At 66.0% G+C, this 18,165-nt stretch carries 16 protein-coding genes; 13 read left to right on the top strand and 3 right to left on the bottom strand.

The window, feature by feature from the left end:
• The first annotated feature begins 13 nt into the window (after window positions 1–13).
• Entirely contained in the window at window positions 14–787 is a 774-nt protein-coding gene (locus tag ON45_RS03740; RefSeq protein WP_040492069.1) for a succinate dehydrogenase/fumarate reductase iron-sulfur subunit, read from the top strand.
• A gap of 36 nt (window positions 788–823) precedes the next feature.
• On the opposite strand, the gene ON45_RS03745 is transcribed toward ON45_RS03740, so the two are convergent.
• Window positions 824–2,953: a glycoside hydrolase family 2 protein gene (locus ON45_RS03745; protein ID WP_040492071.1), complete on the bottom strand. Its 2,130-nt coding sequence runs from the start codon at window positions 2,951–2,953 to the stop codon at window positions 824–826.
• Window positions 2,954–3,047: 94 nt separating this feature from the next.
• Between ON45_RS03745 and ON45_RS03750 the strand changes: the two genes are divergently transcribed.
• Window positions 3,048–4,478 (top strand): sigma 54-interacting transcriptional regulator, encoded by a 1,431-nt coding sequence (locus tag ON45_RS03750; protein ID WP_040492073.1) that lies wholly within the window; start codon window positions 3,048–3,050, stop codon window positions 4,476–4,478.
• A gap of 4 nt (window positions 4,479–4,482) precedes the next feature.
• Window positions 4,483–5,601 (top strand): ResA-like WAxxUGC motif-containing protein, encoded by a 1,119-nt coding sequence (locus tag ON45_RS24025; RefSeq protein ID WP_373281579.1) that lies wholly within the window; start codon window positions 4,483–4,485, stop codon window positions 5,599–5,601.
• A 34-nt stretch (window positions 5,602–5,635) separates the two neighbouring features.
• Here ON45_RS24025 and ON45_RS03760 read toward each other — a convergent pair whose 3' ends face one another.
• Window positions 5,636–6,181: an adenylate/guanylate cyclase domain-containing protein gene (locus ON45_RS03760; RefSeq protein ID WP_158412177.1), complete on the bottom strand. Its 546-nt coding sequence runs from the start codon at window positions 6,179–6,181 to the stop codon at window positions 5,636–5,638.
• Between the two features lie 88 nt (window positions 6,182–6,269).
• Between ON45_RS03760 and ON45_RS03765 the strand changes: the two genes are divergently transcribed.
• The 4 genes from ON45_RS03765 (at window position 6,270) to ON45_RS03780 (ending at window position 10,240) form a co-directional block, all read left to right on the top strand.
• Window positions 6,270–8,294 (top strand): vWA domain-containing protein, encoded by a 2,025-nt coding sequence (locus ON45_RS03765; protein ID WP_040492077.1) that lies wholly within the window; start codon window positions 6,270–6,272, stop codon window positions 8,292–8,294.
• Window positions 8,295–8,466: 172 nt separating this feature from the next.
• Window positions 8,467–8,847 carry a WhiB family transcriptional regulator gene (locus tag ON45_RS03770; RefSeq protein ID WP_277619158.1) on the top strand — a complete coding sequence of 127 codons (381 nt, stop codon included), beginning with the start codon at window positions 8,467–8,469 and terminating at the stop codon, window positions 8,845–8,847.
• 94 nt (window positions 8,848–8,941) lie between these two features.
• Window positions 8,942–9,130: a Sec-independent protein translocase subunit TatA/TatB gene (locus tag ON45_RS03775; RefSeq protein ID WP_040492079.1), complete on the top strand. Its 189-nt coding sequence runs from the start codon at window positions 8,942–8,944 to the stop codon at window positions 9,128–9,130.
• A gap of 108 nt (window positions 9,131–9,238) precedes the next feature.
• Entirely contained in the window at window positions 9,239–10,240 is a 1,002-nt protein-coding gene (locus ON45_RS03780) for an amidohydrolase family protein (RefSeq protein WP_040492081.1), read from the top strand.
• A gap of 33 nt (window positions 10,241–10,273) precedes the next feature.
• Here the strand turns inward: ON45_RS03780 and ON45_RS03785 are convergent, their stop codons facing one another.
• Window positions 10,274–10,588: a WhiB family transcriptional regulator gene (locus tag ON45_RS03785; protein WP_241432146.1), complete on the bottom strand. Its 315-nt coding sequence runs from the start codon at window positions 10,586–10,588 to the stop codon at window positions 10,274–10,276.
• A gap of 341 nt (window positions 10,589–10,929) precedes the next feature.
• On the opposite strand from ON45_RS03785, the gene ON45_RS23510 reads away from it, so the two are divergent.
• The 6 genes from ON45_RS23510 to pstB all read left to right on the top strand — a co-directional run bounded on the left by ON45_RS23510 (window position 10,930) and on the right by pstB (window position 17,996).
• A complete protein-coding gene (locus ON45_RS23510) occupies window positions 10,930–11,349 on the top strand; it encodes a hypothetical protein (protein ID WP_193788222.1) in 420 nt (139 codons plus the stop codon).
• 14 nt (window positions 11,350–11,363) lie between these two features.
• On the top strand, window positions 11,364–13,568 hold the full coding sequence (ppk1, locus tag ON45_RS03795) for a polyphosphate kinase 1 (protein WP_241432147.1): 2,205 nt from the start codon (window positions 11,364–11,366) through the stop codon (window positions 13,566–13,568).
• 273 nt (window positions 13,569–13,841) lie between these two features.
• Window positions 13,842–14,975, top strand: a complete 1,134-nt coding sequence (locus ON45_RS03800; RefSeq protein WP_051062396.1) for a substrate-binding domain-containing protein — start codon at window positions 13,842–13,844, stop codon at window positions 14,973–14,975.
• A 165-nt stretch (window positions 14,976–15,140) separates the two neighbouring features.
• Window positions 15,141–16,067 carry a phosphate ABC transporter permease subunit PstC gene (pstC, locus tag ON45_RS03805; protein WP_040492082.1) on the top strand — a complete coding sequence of 309 codons (927 nt, stop codon included), beginning with the start codon at window positions 15,141–15,143 and terminating at the stop codon, window positions 16,065–16,067.
• Window positions 16,068–16,077: 10 nt separating this feature from the next.
• Window positions 16,078–17,046 (top strand): phosphate ABC transporter permease PstA, encoded by a 969-nt coding sequence (pstA, locus tag ON45_RS03810; protein ID WP_040492083.1) that lies wholly within the window; start codon window positions 16,078–16,080, stop codon window positions 17,044–17,046.
• Window positions 17,047–17,111: 65 nt separating this feature from the next.
• Window positions 17,112–17,996: a phosphate ABC transporter ATP-binding protein PstB gene (gene pstB / locus ON45_RS03815; RefSeq protein WP_373281580.1), complete on the top strand. Its 885-nt coding sequence runs from the start codon at window positions 17,112–17,114 to the stop codon at window positions 17,994–17,996.
• Window positions 17,997–18,165 lie beyond the last annotated feature (169 nt).

Genomic DNA, 18,165 nt, shown 5'->3' on the forward strand with positions numbered 1-18,165 from the left:
GGAAACAGGAATCGTGACCACTCTCACCAACATCACTCTGAAGATCTGGCGCCAGGACGGTCCGGAGGGCCAAGGTCGCTTCGAGACCCACCAGATCCCGCAGATCAGCGACGAGGCGTCGTTCCTCGAGATGCTCGACATCTTGAACGAGCGTCTGATCGAGGAGAACAAGGAAGCGATCGTCTTCGACCACGACTGCCGCGAGGGCATCTGCGGCACCTGCTCGCTGATGATCGACGGCCAGGCGCACGGCCCGCAGAAGGGCACCGCGACGTGCCAGCTGCACATGCGCACCTTCGAGTCCGGCGACGAGATCGTGATCGAGCCGTTCCGCGCGACCGCATTCCCGATCATCAAGGACCTGATGGTCGATCGGGCCCCGTTCGACCGGATCGTCGAGGCGGGTGGCTTCATCACCGCGCCGACCGGTGGTGCGCCCGACGCGAACCTCATCCCGATCCCGAAACCGGTGTCCGACTCGGCCATGGACAACGCCGCGTGCATCGGCTGCGGTGCGTGCGTCGCCGCGTGTCCGAACGGCGCCGCGTCCCTGTTCACCTCCGCGAAGTTGACGCACCTCAACCTGCTCCCGCAGGGTCAGGCCGAGCGCTTCAAGCGGGCCGAGACGATGGTCGAGACGATGGAGGAGTACTTCGGTTCGTGCACGAACCACGGCGAGTGTGAGTCCGCCTGCCCGAAGGAGATCTCGATCGACTCCATTGCGGTGATGAACACCGACTACCGCAAGTCGAAGATCAAGAACCGCAAGGCCCTCTCCCGCCGCTGACCGTGGCATGACGGGTCCGACCCGTCGTGTCTCGCTTCAGTTCGGAGGGAGGGTCACTGCCGTGGCGACGCGGTTCGCCGCGATCGCCGCGCCGTCGATGCCGGTGGCCAATACCTCGATCGCCAGCTCGCCGAGTGTGTCGGGCACCGTGAGTTCGAGGGTCCCCACCCGCGCGACGTCGTCGGCCTCGACCGAACCCGTGAAGGTCCATCGCTTGGATCCGCCCGCCCACCGCGCGGTCGCGACGAGGTCGATCGCGTCGATCGGCGTCCGCTCGTCGTTGACGACGTGGACGGCGAGGCAGACGGCGTCGCCCGCGTTCACCCAGCCTGGCGGCGCGTCGACGACCACGATGATCGGTGCGCACGCCGCCCGCACCGCGGAGTAGGCCGGCTTCGGGATCCGCTCGGCGTCGAGCACGCTCGTCGACATCGCGGCGACCGGATCGGCGAGTGACGAGAAGCAGAAGCCCCCGGTCGGTCGATACTTGTGTCGTCGCAGCAGTTCGATCTGGGAGCGCAACACGGTCGCCTGATGTTCCTGGAGCGCGGTACGCCACGCGTCCGGCGTGGCGAAGTCGGTCGGTGGGAATCGACTGTGGACGTCCGCGCGGTGGTAGCCGTCTGCGTCCTCGAGCGCGCCCCAGTCGAGGTCCGGCCAGACGTGGTCGACGAGCTGCTGATCGAGCGCCGGGACCGACGCGGACAGGCTCTCGGTCCCGAACTCGCTGATGTATCGCACGGCGCGGGGTGTCCGCCGAGCCAGCCGTTCGAGGTCGGTGCCCTCTCCCGGTCGCCAGTCGAACCACAGGTGGCCGCCCTCACCGTCCACCCACGGCAGCCCGGCGAGCAGGCTGGAGCGGGCGATCGCCGGACGACTGGGGTCGCTCTGTTCGAAGGCGCGCTTGACCCACCGGTCGAGCGCCGTTCGGTTCCACGCCGGAACGGGTTGTTTCGCTGCACGTCGGACACGCGACCGCCAGTCGCTGCGTTGATCGGGGTCGGGACTCGCCGGCTCGTTGTGGGCCGACCAGAGCACGATCGAGGGATGATGGCCGAGCTGATCGACCGCGGCACTCGCCTGGCTGACGGCGCGGGTGCGGACGCTTCGGGCGTGGGTTCCTTCGAGCGGAAAGTCCTGGAGAACCAGAATTCCGAGTTCGTCGGTGCGGTCGTAGAAGCCGCGTCGGTTGATGTGGCCGTGAACCCGGACCGTGTTGAGGCCGAGGTCGAGCACGTGCTGGAGGTCGCGCTCGATCGCCGCGTCGTCGGTGTCACCGAGACCGACGGTGATCGGCATCACGTTGACGCCGCGGAGGAAGATGCGTTCGCCGTTGACCGAGAAGATCCAGTCGTTGTGTTGGATCTGACGGAGGCCGGTCCGCTGCAATCGCTGGTCGCTGATCTCGCCATCGACGAGGACCTCGACGACGAACTCGGTGAGCGGCTGGTCGCCCATCTCGTAGGGCCACCAGAGGTCGGGGTCGCGGATGTCGACCGACCACTCGAACTCGTTCATCCCCTTCGCCACTGCGGAGCGCTGCTCGTGAACGATCTCGTCGTCACGCCGCGTCAGGATCGTCACGTCGTGGTGGCCGTCGCTGTCGAACGTGGCGGACAGAACGACGTGCGCGCGCCGCTCGTCGGCGTCACGGCAGAGGACCCGGAGCCGGTCGATCCGAATCGGACCGGTGTCGAACATCTGCACCGACCGCCAGATGCCACCGGGATTCCACCCGGCCGGGAGCACGTCCCACTCCTGCAGAACCCCGGTGATGTTGGTGCGTGCCCCCGTTTGTCCGGGGCAGGTCACCTCGACGGCGAGCACGTGTTCGTCACCGATACGCGCCAGCTGCGTGATGTCGAAACTGTGGGGGACGAAGTAGCCCTCCGAGTCGCCGAGGTAGGCGCCGTCGAGCCACGCGTCGCCCTGGTAGAAGATCCCGTCGAACATCACCCAGCGACGTCGACCCTCGCCGGGGGGTGACGAGGTGAAGCGATGCCGGTACATCAACGGTCCGGCGCAGTTCTCGAACGCGGCGTCGTGTTGCCAGTGGCCCGGAACGGTGACCTCGGACCACGACGAGTCGTCGCTGTCGAGGCCGATGCCGAACCGGCGGATGTCGTCGGTTGCGCGCGTGGCGACCCAACGACCCTCCAGCTCCATACCGCCGATCGTAACGACGCGGGTGGTCCGACGAGCGCCGCGACTCCAGGCGCCCGATGAGAGCGCCGGGAAACGGTGCGGTAGTTTCGCCCACATGGCAGAGGTTTCACATGATCGTCCGGCGACTCTCGGAGAACTGCGCTCGTCGGGCTGGGTGTCGCGGCCGATCAAGCAGGAGATGCGTGAGCACGCGATCGAGAAGATCGCCGCGGGTGAGCCGCTGTTCGCCGGAGTGTCGGGCTACGAGAACACCGTGATGCCGCAGCTCGAGAACGCGCTGCTCGCCGGTCACGATGTGATCTTCCTGGGCGAGCGCGGTCAGGCGAAGACGCGGATGATCCGCTCGCTCACCGGGTTGCTCGACGAGTGGATGCCGATCGTCTACGGCAGCGAGATCAACGACGACCCGTACCATCCGGTGTCGCGCCATGCGATCGACCTGATCGAGGAGCACGGCGATGCCGCGCCGATCGACTGGGTCCACCGTGACCGCCGCTACGGCGAGAAGCTGGCCACACCCGACACCTCGATCGCCGACCTCATCGGTGAGGTCGACCCGATCAAGGTCGCGGAAGGGCGCTACCTCTCCGACGAGCTGACCTTGCACTACGGCCTCGTCCCGCGCACCAACCGCGGCATCTTCGCGATGAACGAGCTGCCCGACCTCGCCGAACGGATCCAGGTCGGCCTGCTCAACGTGCTCGAGGAGCGCGACATCCAGGTCCGCGGTTACAAGATCCGGCTGCCGCTCGACGTCGTCCTGATGGCGTCGGCGAACCCGGAGGACTACACGAACCGCGGCCGAATGATCACGCCGTTGAAGGACCGCTTCGGTTCGCAGATCCGCACGCACTACCCGCTCGATGTCGAGACCGAGGTCGCGATCATGAAACAGGAGGCCGTGCCGCTCGAAGCCTCCTCACCCGACGGTGAGGTGCACGTCTCGGTTCCGGAGTATCTCGGCGATGTCATCGCCACGTTCAGCCACCTCGCGCGTGCGAGCAACCAGGTCAACCAACGCAGCGGCGTCAGTGTCCGACTCAGCGTCAGCAACTTCGAGGCGCTGTCCGCGAACGCACTGCGTCGAGGACTGAAAGCGGGGGAGCGCAGTGTGGTCGCGCGCATCGACGACCTCGGGGCGCTCCCCGCGTCGTCGCAGGGCAAGATCGAGATCGAGTCGTTGGAGGAGGGTCGCGAGGGCATGATCCTCGACACCCTCATCAAGGGTGCGGTACTGACCGTGTTCAAGGACGCGGTCGACCCGGCGCAGACGCGTGCCGTTGTCGATGCGTTCGAGGAGGGGGTCGTCGCCCACACCGGTGAGGACGTCTCGAGCACCGACCTGGCCGCGCTGGTCGAGCAGGTCGAGCCCCTCCGCGAGCCGGTGATGGCGTTGACCGGCGGCGATGAGTCGCCCGGCGCAATCGCCTCCGCCGTCGAGTTCGTGCTCGAGGGCCTGCATCTGTCGAAACGACTGAACAAGGACGCCTCCGGAGCCTCGGCCACGTATCGAGGTCGGGTCTGAGCTGATGATCGTCGACACGCTGGAGCTCGAACCCGACGACTTCGCGGCCGCCACCGGCTGGGAGATCAAGCCCGAGGGCGCGTGCAAAGGCGAGGTCTGCGTCCCGCTCGGTGCCGGAGCGTTCGACGCCGTCGACGTCGCCGGTCGGTTGGGGATGGCGATCGTGCGCGACGATCCGAACGACCGCTGGGCGATCGGTCCCGAGTCGCTCGGTGATCGGGCACTCGCCACCGCCGAGGCCCCGGAGCTGGTGCTCGACGATCTCGACGGCAACGAGTTCCGCTTGTCGTCGCTGCGCGGCCAGAAGGTCGTGATCGTGTCGTGGGCACCGTATTGAGGTTGCTCGTTCGACCTGCCCGGGTGGCAGGCGCTGCGCGCCGAACTCCACGACGACGGCCTCGAAGTCGTGACGGTGTCGCTCGAACTGAGTGGTCCTGAGGCGTCTCGCTCCTTGATCGAGGCGGCCTCGCCGGAACATCCGTCGCTGCTCGATCCGACGCACCGGATGGACGCGTTGTTCGGCGTCGTCAACATCCCGAACGTGATCTGGGTCGACGAGCAGGGGACGATCGTGCGCCCGCCCGAGCCGGGATGGCCGTCGGAGCGGATGGAGCTGCCGCGGGACATGATGGGTGCGATTCCCGAGCTCGGCTCGTCGCCGACGGCTCCGGCCCCACCCGAGGACGGACCCGGCCAGTGGGACGTGCTCGGATCGGGGCAGGTTCGCGCGGCATATCCCGACGCGATTCGGGACTGGGTCGCCAAGGGCGCCGAGAGTGAGTTCGCGCTGCGGCCGAGCGAGGTCGTGTTCCGGTCGCACCCGCGTTCGGCCGACGTGTCCGCGGCGGCCGCTCACTTCGAATTGGCGAACCGGCTCTGGACCGAGGGTGACCGTGAGCGGGCGATCGAGCACTTCAACGACTGCCACCGACTGCAGCCGGACAACTGGACCTACAAGCGCCAGGCCTGGTCTCTGCTCGGCCGGGAGCGAGTGGGCGGCGAGTTCGGACAGTTCGTTCAAGCTCCCCTGAAGGGTGAGGAATCCGACTGGCCGTTCACCTCGGACTTCACGTCCGACGTGGTGAACACCCCGGTCGGCGGCTACTACCCCTCGACCCTCTGACGCTCACCGTCGGACGTTGCGACGGCTTGCCGGATCAGATGAAGGGGGTGCGGGTCCAGAGGTCGGCGGTGTCGGAACCGACGGGCTCGGGCGCACCGCGGAGTTCGACGACGTTGATCGTCCCCGGGAACCCGCGCAGTTCGATCTCGCCGAACGGCTCGGCGGTGACGCCCTCGGGAAGCTGCTCGATCTGCATCGTCGGCATCAGGACCTCGACGCCCCGCGCCCGGTCGCACAGGCGAGCGGCCATGTTCACGGCAGAGCCGATGTAGTCGTCGCCCTCGAACAGCAGGGCGTGGCCCGTGGCGATTCCGGCCCGCACCGTGAGCGGGTTGCACACCTCGGTGGCGCGCCGCTCGAGATCCTGGACGAACGCGATTCCGTCGACCTGCTGGACGGCGACACACATGCAGCCGTCACCCAGCCACTTCGCGATCCGCACGCCACGCTCGGACGCAACCGACCGCACGATCGTGCGGAATGCGCTGAGGATCCGCCCGGCCGCGTCGTCGCCGAACGCAGCCGTGTAGTTCGTGAACCCGGACAGGTCGACGAACACGAAGGTTCGAGGAACGCGCATGTCATCCATGTTATTCGGTTCAAGGTGAACTGCGGTTGAACAGTTCCGCGCTGAGACGGGTGCTCCCAGCCTGTTGTAGGTTCGATCCATGAGCGCGCGTTTCACCTATTCGGCCTGGGACGGGACGCAGACCGGCTTCGAATTCGATGCCGATGGTGCGTTCGACGAGTTGACCGACGAACTGCTGTACCACGGCGACGTCGACGCAGCGCTGCGACGGATGATGCAGGACGGGATGACCGACCGCGACGGCAACCAGCTCCAGGGCCTGCGTGAACTGCTCGAGCAGCTTCGCCAGGAACGTGAGGAGCGACTCGCGAACAGCGACCTCGGAGGCGTCTACGACGAGATCAACGACGAGTTGAACGACATCGTCGACGAGGAACGCCACGCGATCGACAACGCGCTCCGCGATGCGCAGAACTCCGGCGACCAGCGGCGCGCCGAGAACGCAGAGGCGGCCGCACAGGACCGCAACATGCACCTCGATCTGATGCCCGACGACCTCGCCGGAAAGATCCGCGAACTCGACTCCTACAACTTCGAGTCGGCCGACGCGAAGCAGCGCTACGAGCAGCTCGTCGACAAGCTCAAAGAGCAGTTGATGCAGCAGATGGTCGACCAGATGTCGGGTGCGATGCAGAACATGACGCCCGAGGACATGGCGCGCATGAAGGACATGATGGCGGCGCTCAACGAGATGCTCGAGAAGCACCAGCGGGGCGAGGATCCGGGCTTCGAGGAGTTCATGGAGGAGTACGGCGACTTCTTCCCCGAGAACCCCGAGAGCGTCGAGGAGCTGCTCGAACAGATGGCGCAGCGCATGGCAGCGATGCAGGCGATGATGAACTCGATGACGCCCGAGCAGCGCGCGCAGCTCCAGGAGCTGAGCGACCAGTTGATGGGCGACATGGACCTGCAGTGGCAGATGCAGCAGCTGTCGGGGAACCTCCAGCAGATGTTCCCGCAGATGCAGTGGGAGCGCAGCTACGACTTCGAGGGTCAGGATCCGATGGGGTTCGCCCAGGCGATGCAGGCAATGCAGGATCTCGGCGACATGGACCAGCTCGAGAACCTCCTGCGCAACGCGTCGAGCCCGAGCGCACTGGCCGAGGCCGACATGGACAAGGTCCGCAACCTGATGGGCGACGACGCGGCCAAATCACTCGAGCGACTCGCCGAGCTCACCAAGCAACTCGAGGCAGCGGGACTGGTGGAGCAGAAGGAAGGACGCCTCGAACTGACGCCGAAGGGACTTCGCAAGATCGGTGCGAACGCGTTGCGCGAGCTTTTCTCGAACCTCTCGAAGGAGATGGCGGGCCAGCACGAACTGAGCCAGCACGGTGTCGGCCACGAGCGCACGTACGACAGCAAGGAGTACGAGTACGGCGACCCCTTCCAACTCGATCTGAACCGGACGATCCGCAACGCACTCCGTCGCCAAGCCGGTGAGGGTGCGACGAGCACGCCGATCCAGCTGTCACCGGACGACTTCGAGATCGAGCGGACCGAACACCTCACTCGCTCTTCGACGGTGTTGATGCTCGACCTGTCGTTGTCGATGCCGATGCGGGACAACTTCCTGCCGGCGAAGAAGGTCGCGATGGCGCTGCACCATCTGATCTCCACCCAGTTCCCTCGGGACTATCTCGGCATCGTCGGTTTCTCCGAGACCGCGCGCATCCTCACCGCCGACCAGTTGCCCGAGGTGTCGTGGGACTTCGTGTACGGCACGAACATGCATCACGGATTCACCCTCGCCCGACAGCTGCTCGCCCGCGAGTCGGGGAACAAGCAGATCATCATGATCACCGACGGCGAACCCACCGCGCACATCACCCCCGACGGTTACCCGTTCTTCAACTATCCGCCCGCGCGAGAGACCGTGGAGGCGACGCTGCGCGAGGTCGTGCGGTGCACGAAGAGCCACATCCGGATCAACACGTTCGGCCTCGGCGCGGACGGATCGCTGCGGGCGTTCATCGAGCGGATGTCGCAGATGAACGGCGGTCGTGCCTTCTTCACGACACCGGAGAACCTCGGCGACTACGTGCTCGTCGACTTCCTCGACGGCAAGCGCCAGCAAGCTCGCGCCGGTCGTCGCTCCGCCTGACGGAGCCCCGCCTTCAATCGCGCGGTGGGTTGACACGTACGCGCGGATCGCGCGAATTCTCCCGATCACCCCTTGCGGACGCGGTGGGCCTCTGGCAGAATGACAGCACTGTAGTTACAACGTCGCAAGCCCCACGTCAAGCATCCCCCACTACCAGGGAGTTCGCGGAGATGTGGAGCGTCGGCCACACGACATTCGCACCATTCATTCGCTTGTGCCGCTGGACCCGGCGCCTTGGCAGGAGGTCCACACCATGCAATTCATCACCACATCGAGCATCACGATCAGCGCCACGCCGGTCGAGCCGGAAGTGGACTGGCACGACCGCGCCAACTGCCTGGGGGTCGACCCTGACCTGTTCTTCCCGGAACGCGGTGCGTCCACGCGCGAGGCCAAGGAAGTGTGTCGTGGTTGCGAGGTTCGCCACGACTGCCTCGAGTTCGCGCTGCAGAACGGCGAGAAGTTCGGCATCTGGGGCGGTCTCTCCGAACGCGAGCGGCGCCGGATTCGCCGCCAACGGGCGCAAGTGGCACGCAGCACGATCGGCGCCTGATCGTCGGCGCCTGATCGTCGGCACCTGACCGAGCCGCCGCACCCCTCGGCCAGTGCGATACCTGCCAGGCAGTCGAAGTGGGTAGGATGAGGTCATGCTCGGAGGAAACGAAGTCATCATCGTCGTCGCCGTGATCCTGTTGTTGTTCGGGAGTTCGCAGGTGCCGAAGTTGGCCCGGAACCTCGGCAAGGCCCAGAAGGAGTTCAAGGACGGACTCGATCAGGGCAAGGCCGAATCGGCAGAAGCCGGCGCCGACGACGAGAAGTCATCCGCGGGATCCTGACGCTCGACGCGTTCGACAACCGAACGAAGTCGCTGTCGTGCCCTGACCCACGCGGTCGGGGCACGCTCGCGTCCGTGGCCTGACGCGGCGGCTGTGTACCGTCGGGCCATGGAACCCGGAACGCAGGAATGGCTCGACCAGGTCGTCGAGACACCGCTCGACACGACTCGCGAGATCATCGATCCGCACCACCACCTGTGGCCGCCGGACGGAGCGTTGCCGTACGGGGTGGATGCGCTCGTGGCCGACACCGGCGCCGGCCACAACATCGTCGAAACAGTGTTCATCGAGTGCCACGCTGCCTATCGGACCGGAGGAGCGGATCACCTTCGCCCCGTCGGTGAAACCGAGTTCGTCGCGGCGGCAGCCGACGAGCTCGCGGAACGCTTCCCGGACGCGGCACCGATCAGCGGGATCGTCGCTCACGCGGACCTCGCGCACGATCAACTCGACGACATCCTCGATGCCCACGAGTCAGCGGCCGGCGGTCGGTTCCGCGGCATTCGCGACGCTCTCGCCCGCGCACTCGAACCCGACGCCCACATGATTCCGGGGTTGTATGCGGAGGGAAAGTCCGCCGACCCTGCGTTCCGGAGCGGTGTGGCGCGCTTGGGCGAGCGCGGGCTCACCTACGACTGCTGGAACTTCCACCACCAGATCACCGACTTCACGGACCTCGCCCGCGCGACTCCCGGAACGACGATGGTGCTCGATCACTTCGGCACTCCGGTCGGAGTCGGGCGGTTCGCGGGCCGCCACGATCAGATCTTCGAACAGTGGAAGCTCGACATCGCCGAGGTCGCGGCCTGCCCGAACACCGTCGCCAAGCTCGGCGGGTTGGCCATGCCCGACAATGGTTTCGGGTTCCACACGGCGGCGGCACCACCGACGTCGGACGAACTGCTCCGTGCGCAGCGGCGCTGGTACGAGCACACGATCGAGTGCTTCGGCCCCGAACGCTGCATGTTCGAGAGCAACTTCCCGGTCGACCGGTTCTCGTTGTCGTACACCGCGTACTGGAACGCGATGCAGAAACTGGCCGCGCAGTACAGCGACGCCGAGCAGGACGCGTTGTTCAGCGGAACCGCCCGCCGCGTCTACCGCCTCTGAAAGTGTTCATCGGTGACCGGCACCGACGAACACTCAGGCGCTGGCGGTGGCTTCCTGGCGGCGTGTCTTGAGGATGCGTCGGCGCTCGCGTTCGGAGCATCCGCCCCACACGCCGTGATCGATGCGCTCGGTGAGAGCGAACTCGAGACAGCGGCCCGTCACCGGGCAGTCACGGCAGATCTTGCGGGCCTTGTCGACGCCGACACCGTCGCTCGGGAAGAACGTGGCGGGGGGATGCAGGCGGCAGTTGCCGTCGGCCATCCAGGCGGTCTCGGAGTCGGGATCGGGCGCAGCCGTGCTGAGTTCGACGGGGCGACCGTTCAGTTCGGCGATGGCTTCTGCGCTCAACCCGGGGGAAGTGCGTCGGGGGGACCGCTTGCTTCGTTTGATCATCGAGGATCCTTTGTGTGGAGAGAACCGGGTTCCATCTTCATCAACTCTTTCACCAGTGTTGACGTTCGACAGTTCGTCGTGGTTCCCCGTTTCTTTTTCGTTTCGTTGGCGTTCTCGGTGTCGCGTCGATGTACTCCGGGAGTTCGAGTCCGTCGCGACAACGAAGGCGAACTGTAACACGTTCGTAATGTAAGTGGCAAGCATTTCGACCAGCGGGGTGGATCCGAACTCGGCCGGGTCCGCGGCGTGGAACTCCTCGTGGCCCGACCGACGCCGGACTCGCTAGAGTGCGCGCCATGTCAGACCTCGATACCAGCGCGGAATCCACCGAACCGAAGGCGCACGCGCGGATCGTCTACCTCGGCCCGGTGTCACCTCACTGGGAGGTCTACGGCGACTGGGGTGACCGTCAGACGCTCGATGAATTCCGCGCCCGCGTGCTCGCCCGACTGGTGCTGCTGCCCCGTGAGGACCCGCAGTTCCGACGGAACCGTGAGCGCATCGTGCGCGATGCCGAGCGCGAGATGATCTCGATCGAATGGGACCTCGGCGTGGTGATGCAGCAGTCGAACGCACCGAAAGCCGAGACCGAGGCGAGCAGCGCGAGCGACGAGAGTGCCTCGGAAGAGGACGCCCCGGCCGAGGATGCGAGCCCGAGCGAGGACCAGACGCCGGACGAACCGTCCGAGCCGTCCACCCCGTCCAGCGACGCCTGACGAGACGGGGCGCGGTGGCAAACGTTCCATCCTGGCCGGCACCGCACGACGAGCAGGCCGACGAATCGGTTCCCCCCGTCCAGCTCCCGCTCCGCGGTCCCGTCGGGTCGGGACGCCCCGGCGCGGACGAACGCTTCCTGAACCGCGAGTTGAGCTGGCTCGCGTTCAACGATCGGGTACTGGAACTGGCGTCCGAGCCCGGAATCCCTTTGCTCGAGCGGGCGAAGTTCTGCGCGATCGTGTCGACCAATCTCGACGAGTTCTTCCAGGTCCGCGTCGGGGCGCTCAAGGACCAGATCGCGGCGGGCTTCGACCGTCCGACTCCGGACGGTCGGACGCCCGCTCAGCAGATCGAGGACATCATGGCGCACGTCCCCGACTTCGTCGAGCGCCTCGACGCCGCGTTCGTCGACGAGCTCATCCCGGCGCTTGCGGCCGAGGGCGTCGAGATCATCCACTACGCAGACCTCTCCGGCGAGGAGATCGACGCGCTCGACCGGTGGTACGAGGAGCGGGTGTACCCGGTGCTCACACCGCTCGCGGTCGACCCGGGTCACCCGTTCCCGTACATCTCCGACCTCGCACTCTCGCTTGCGGTCAACGTGGCCGACCCCGACACCGGCGATCGGCGGTTCGCCCGGCTCAAGGTGCCGAACGTCTTCCCCCGCCTCGTCGAGGTCGCCACCGGACGATTCCTGCCCGTCGAGGAACTGATCGCCGCGAAGCTCGACACCTTGTTCGTCGGCATGATCGTCGAGGAGTGGACGGTGTTCCGGGTGAGTCGCAACGCCGACATCAACCTCGAAGAGGACGAGGCCGACGACCTGCTCGAAGCGGTCGAGAGCGAGTTGCGCCGCCGTCGGTTCAACAAGGCCGTGCGACTCGAAGTGGCCCACGACGTCGGCCCGGAGCTGCTCGCGTTGCTCGTACGTGAGCTCGAACTGACGCACGCCGACGTCACGTACCACCGCTCGCTGCTCGACCTCAGTTGCCTGTGGGCGATGATGTCGATCGACCGTCCCGACCTGAAGGACGAGCCGTGGCCCTCGGTCAACGCCGGGCGCCTCGCAGCAGCCGAGGACGCCGACCGTCCGATCTTCGACGTGATGCGGCATCGCTCCGTTCTCGTCCATCTGCCCTACGAGAGCTTCTCGACCAGCGTCGAGGAGTTCATCAAGCAGTCGGCCGACGACCCGAAGGTGAAGTCGATCAAGATGACGCTGTACCGCTCCGGCGGGGACAGCGCGGTCATCCGCAGCCTGATCCGTGCGGCCGAGAGCGGCAAGCAGGTGGCGGTCCTCGTCGAGCTCAAGGCGCGCTTCGACGAGGCGACCAACGTGCAGTGGGCGAAGCAGCTCGAGCGCGCGGGGGTTCACGTCGTCTACGGGATGGTCGGGCTGAAGACCCACTCCAAGGTCGTGCTCGTGGTCCGGGACGACGGCGACCGCCTGCGTCGCTACTGCCACATCGGGACCGGCAACTACAACGGCAAGACCGCCAAGATCTACGAGGACCTCGGCCTGCTGACGTGCGACGAGAACATCGGCGACGACGCGATGGAGCTGTTCAACCACCTCACCGGCTACAGCCGCACCGTCGACTACAGCACGCTGCTCGTCGCTCCCCGGGATCTGCGTCGGGCGTTGCTCGATCTGATCGAACACGAATCGTCGTTCGGTCCTGATGGACACATCACGCTGAAGTGCAATTCGCTCGCCGACAAGGAGATGGTCGAGGCGTTGTACGCCGCGAGCGCCACGGGAACACGCATCGATCTGATCGTCCGCGGCATCTGCTGCCTGCGCGCCGGCGTGCCGGGACTGTCGGAGAACATCCGCGCTCGCAGCGTGCTCGGCCGCTACCTCGAACACAGTCGGATCTACCGGTTCGCTCACGGGAACGTCATCCACGGCGAACGGGTCGCCGGAGCGACCGGAGATGCGGTGTACCTCATCGGCTCGGCGGACCTGATGCCGCGCAACCTCAACCGGCGCGTCGAGGTGATGGTGCCGATCGAGCATCCGCGACACACAGCATGGCTCGATCAGGCGATCGAGTTCGCGCTCGACGACGACGTCGTGGCGTGGGAGATGCAGCCGGACGCGTCGTGGGACCGGATCGGCCCGACGAACGCGTTCGAGCCGCATCCTCAGGAACGGATGTACCGCTGGACGGTCGAACGCCAGACGGCCGCCACCTCCACCCGCGGTTCCGACTGAATTCCGACTGACCTGAAGTCCCCGGAGCGACCCGTCGGCCGGGTCGGAACGGGTTCATCACCCGCCCCGCCGCGTTGTTGGCCTGGGGGTCGTCGGTCGTTCACCGTCCGTTCACCGAGTGAGCTGCTCGGTTCACCTTGGCTCCGTAGCTTTTTGTTCGTCGCCCGAGCACTGGGTTCGGCGCGACGTTCAACCCCCCAAACAACACCATTGGAGTTCGACAGCGTGAACAGCAAACGTCGTATTTTCGCCGGGGCAGTCGCCCTTTCATTCGTGGTCGCAGCATGCGGCAGCGATGACGATTCGAGCAGTGACGAAGCCGAGACCGAGGCCAGCGCGGCCGTCGAGGACGCAGAGTCCGCGGTGACCGAGGCCGAAGAAGCCGCCGAGACGGAAACGTCCGAGGCGATGGAAGAAGCAGAGACCGAGACATCCGAAGCGATGGAGGAAGCAGAGACCGAGACCTCCGAAGCGATGGAGGACGAGGGCTCCGAGGAGACCGCCGACCTGTCGAGCCTCTCGGGTGACATCACCATCTCGGGTTCGTCCACCGTCGAACCGGTCTCGGTGCGCGTCCAGGAACTCTTCAACGAGCAGGCTCCCGACGTGAACATCACCGTGGACGGTCCCGGAACCGGTGACGGTTTCGTGCTGTTCTGCGAGGGTTCGACGGACATCTCCGACGCTTCCCGCGCGATCAAGGACGAAGAGGCCGCTGCCTGCGAAGAGGCCGGCATCGAGTTCACCGAGCTCCAGGTCGGGATCGACGGCCTCGCCGTGATCACGAACTCGGCCAACGACGCGGTCGAGTGCCTGTCGTTCGAGCAGATCTACGCCATGGTCGGTCCCGAGTCGACCGGCATCACCAATTGGAGCGATGCGAACGAACTCGCCGTCGAAGTCGGTGGCGAAGGCGACCTGCCCGACGCCGAGCTCGAGATCTACGGCCCCGGTGAGGAATCGGGTACGTTCGACAGCTTCATCGAGATCGTCCTCGAGGGAATCGCCGAAGAGCGTGAGCAGGAGGCGATCACTCGTCCGGACTACAACCCGTCCGCCGACGACAACGTGATCCTGCAGGGCATTCAGGGAGCCGACACGAGCCTCGGTTGGGTCGGCTACGCGTTCGCCGACACTGCGGAGAACGTCAAGCTCCTCGAGGTCGACGGTGGCGAAGGCTGTGTCGCAGCCGACCCGGACACGATCGCATCGAACGAGTACCCGGTCAGCCGGCCGCTGTTCATCTACGTGAACAACGCGACGGCCGCCGAGAACCCGCAGCTCGAGGCGTTCGTCGACTTCTACATGGCGGAGGGTCTCGACACCGCCGTTGCCGAGGTCGACTACGTGGCGCTGAGCGACGATGCCAAGGCCGAGGTTCGGGCCGCCTGGGACAGCGCGCTCTGATCGGTCCCCCCGCCGGGTCCGTCATGACCCGGTGAACGGGTGTCCTCCGGTACCGCATGGTGCCGGAGGACACCGGTGTTCGGCGCCGGAGCACCGACCGCTCCCGCTCCGATCGCCACTACTCTCCCGCCAAACTCTCCACAGGAAGTCATCGAACGCATCGCCATGAGCGACACCACTCTCACCGTGCAGGATTTGGCCGCCCCCGGCGGTCGGCGCGCACGAGAAGTCCTCGTCAGAGTCATCGTGACCCTTGCCGCGATGGTCTCGGTACTGATCTCCGTCCTCATCATCTGGTCGCTCCTCCGGGAGGCCTGGACCTTCATGAGCGAGGTCGATTGGGCGACCACCTGGGGACAGATCGGTTGGTTCCCGCGACGCGGGATCTACGACGTTCCGACGTTGCTCGTGGCCACGATCATCGTCACGGTCGTCGCCATGATCGTCGCCACACCGCTCGGTCTCGGCGCCGCGATCTACCTGTCCGAGTACGCACGGCCCAAGGCCCGCAAGTTCCTCAAGCCCGCGTTGGAGATCCTGGCGGGCATCCCCTCGGTGGTGCTCGGTGCCTTTGCGATCGCGTTCATCGCGCCGAACGTTGTGGCCAACATCGGAGGCGACAGCGGAGGGTCGTTGCTCGCTGCCGGCATCGGCGTCGGGATCCTCACGATTCCGCTCGTCGCATCGATCTCCGAGGACGCGATGCGCTCGGTTCCTCGAGAGCTGCGCGAAGCCTCCTCCGGTCTCGGCGCACGAAAGTTCACGACCGTGACCCGCGTGGTGCTCCCCGCTGCGACGTCGGGGCTGGTCGCCGCATTCATCGTCGCGACCAGTCGAGCGATCGGGGAGACGATGGTCGTCTTCCTCGCCGGTGGTGCCGCCGATGCGGCGCTCTTCAACGCCGACCCGTACGAAGGCGGCCTCACCATGACCGCCGCCATGGCGTCGCTGGCGAGCGGGACCGACCAGGTGGTCGGCGAAGGTCTGACGTTCCAGAGCCTGTTCTTCGTGGGCCTGGTGCTGTTCGTCATCACACTGCTGTTGAACCTGCTCGGGAACGCATTCGTTGCACGTGTCCGAGAGAAGTACTGAGAAAGCTCCCATGATCTTCACCGAACCCCTCGTCGGCGACAAGACCCGCGAGTCCATCCGAGCGAGTATCACCGAACCCCGCGCCGACGTGGCGGGCCGTGTCTTCAAGGCACTGGTCGTCGGGTCGATCGTGGTCACCCTGCTCATCGTCGGAATCCTGTTCTTCGACCAGATCAACGGCGGCTGGCCGCAGCTGAGCACGCGTCTCGGAGGGTTCCTCCAGGGGACACTCCGCTCTCGATCCGAGGACGAGCTGCTCGGGGTCCACCAAGCCCTGTATGGATCGCTGTGGATCGCCATCTTCGTCGCGGTCTTCGCGTTCCCGATCGGGATCGCCGCAGCGGTGTACCTGGAGGAGTATGCGTCGACGAACAGGTTCACCGGTTTCGTCGAGCTCACCATCCGCAACCTCGCCGGCGTCCCGTCGGTGGTGTACGGACTGCTCGGTCTCTACCTCTTCGTGAACGATGGTTGGATCAAGGAGAACATCACCAATGGTCCCACGGTCATCTCCGCAGGTCTGACCCTCGCGATCCTGGTTCTCCCGGTGGTGATCATCACCTCGCAGGAAGCCCTCCGATCGGTTCCGTCGGGACTGAAGGAAGGCGCATACGGAGTCGGGGCGACGAAGTGGGACGTGATCCGCACGCAGATGCTTCCGTACGCCGCCCCCGGCATCCTCACCGGAACTCTGCTCTCGATGTCGCGCGCGATCGGCGAAGCGGCCCCGCTGATCTTGATCGGTGCGATCACCGGTGGCCTCACGGCCAACCCGGGCTTCACCGACGTCGGCGCACTCGACGACCGATTCACCGCCATGCCGATCATCATCACGACGTGGGTCCAGCAGTCCGGGCGTGATGCAGGATTCGCCGTTGCGGCCGCCGCAGCGATCGTCGTCCTGTTGTGCTTCGTCCTGCTGCTGAACCTCGCGGCGATTCTGCTGCGGAACCGATACGAGAACAAGCGCACCGTCTGACGTCAGCGCATGAACATCGACGACCATCCCCCCACCCACCCCTTCGACACAGCTCAGGTGCAACAATGAAACTGAGGACCACTGAAATGACCGACACCGACAGCTCAGGCGTAGCCGCGGAGGCCGAGACGCAGGACGAGTACGGCGCATCGGCGGCGTCCGCACGAAACGTGTTCGAGGCGCGCGCGCTCAACGTCTTCTACGGCGACTTCCGCGCTGTTCGAGACGTCGATCTCGACATCCGGGAGCATGAGATCACGGCGTTCATCGGCCCCTCGGGCTGCGGCAAGACCACACTCCTGCGTTGCTTCAACCGGATGAACGATCTTATCCCGTCCGCGCGTGTCGAGGGATCGCTCCGCTATCACGACGTCGACCTGTACGACGAGGGCGTCGACTCGGTGGAGGTGCGCCGGCGGATCGGCATGGTGTTCCAGAAGCCGAATCCGTTCCCCAAGTCGATCTACGACAACGTGGCCTACGGCCCTCGGGTCGCCGGACGCGCGAAGAAGAAGAGCGACACCGATGACATCGTGGAGCGTTCGCTCCGTCGTGCCGCGCTGTGGGACGAGGTGAAGGACCGCCTCAACACCTCGGCGCTGGGAATGTCGGGTGGCCAGCAGCAGCGGCTGTGCATCGCTCGCGCCGTTGCCGTCGACCCCGACGTGTTGCTGATGGACGAGCCGTGCTCGGCGCTCGACCCGATCGCCACCGCGCGCATCGAGGAACTGATGCAGGAGATCAAGGACGAGTACACGATCGTGATCGTGACCCACAACATGCAGCAGGCTGCGCGTACGAGCGATCGGACTGCGTTCTTCTCCGTCGAGGTGAGCGAGACGAGCGACACGCGCACGGGGATCATGGTGGAGATGAATCCCACCGAGAAGGTGTTCTCCTCGCCCGACGACGAGCGGACGGAGCAATACGTCACGGGCCGGTTCGGCTGATGACCGACGAGCTGCGAACGCACTTCCGCGAGCAACTCGACGAGATCCGGCGCGAGATCGCGCTGATGGGCGCCGGCGTGACCGAGCTCGTCCCGCGGGTGACCGAGATCCTGCTCGACGTCGATCTGGAAGCAGCCGAATACGTCATCCTGGGCGACGCCGAGTACGA

This window comes from Ilumatobacter nonamiensis YM16-303 (assembly GCF_000350145.1).
Classification (GTDB): domain Bacteria; phylum Actinomycetota; class Acidimicrobiia; order Acidimicrobiales; family Ilumatobacteraceae; genus Ilumatobacter_A; species Ilumatobacter_A nonamiensis.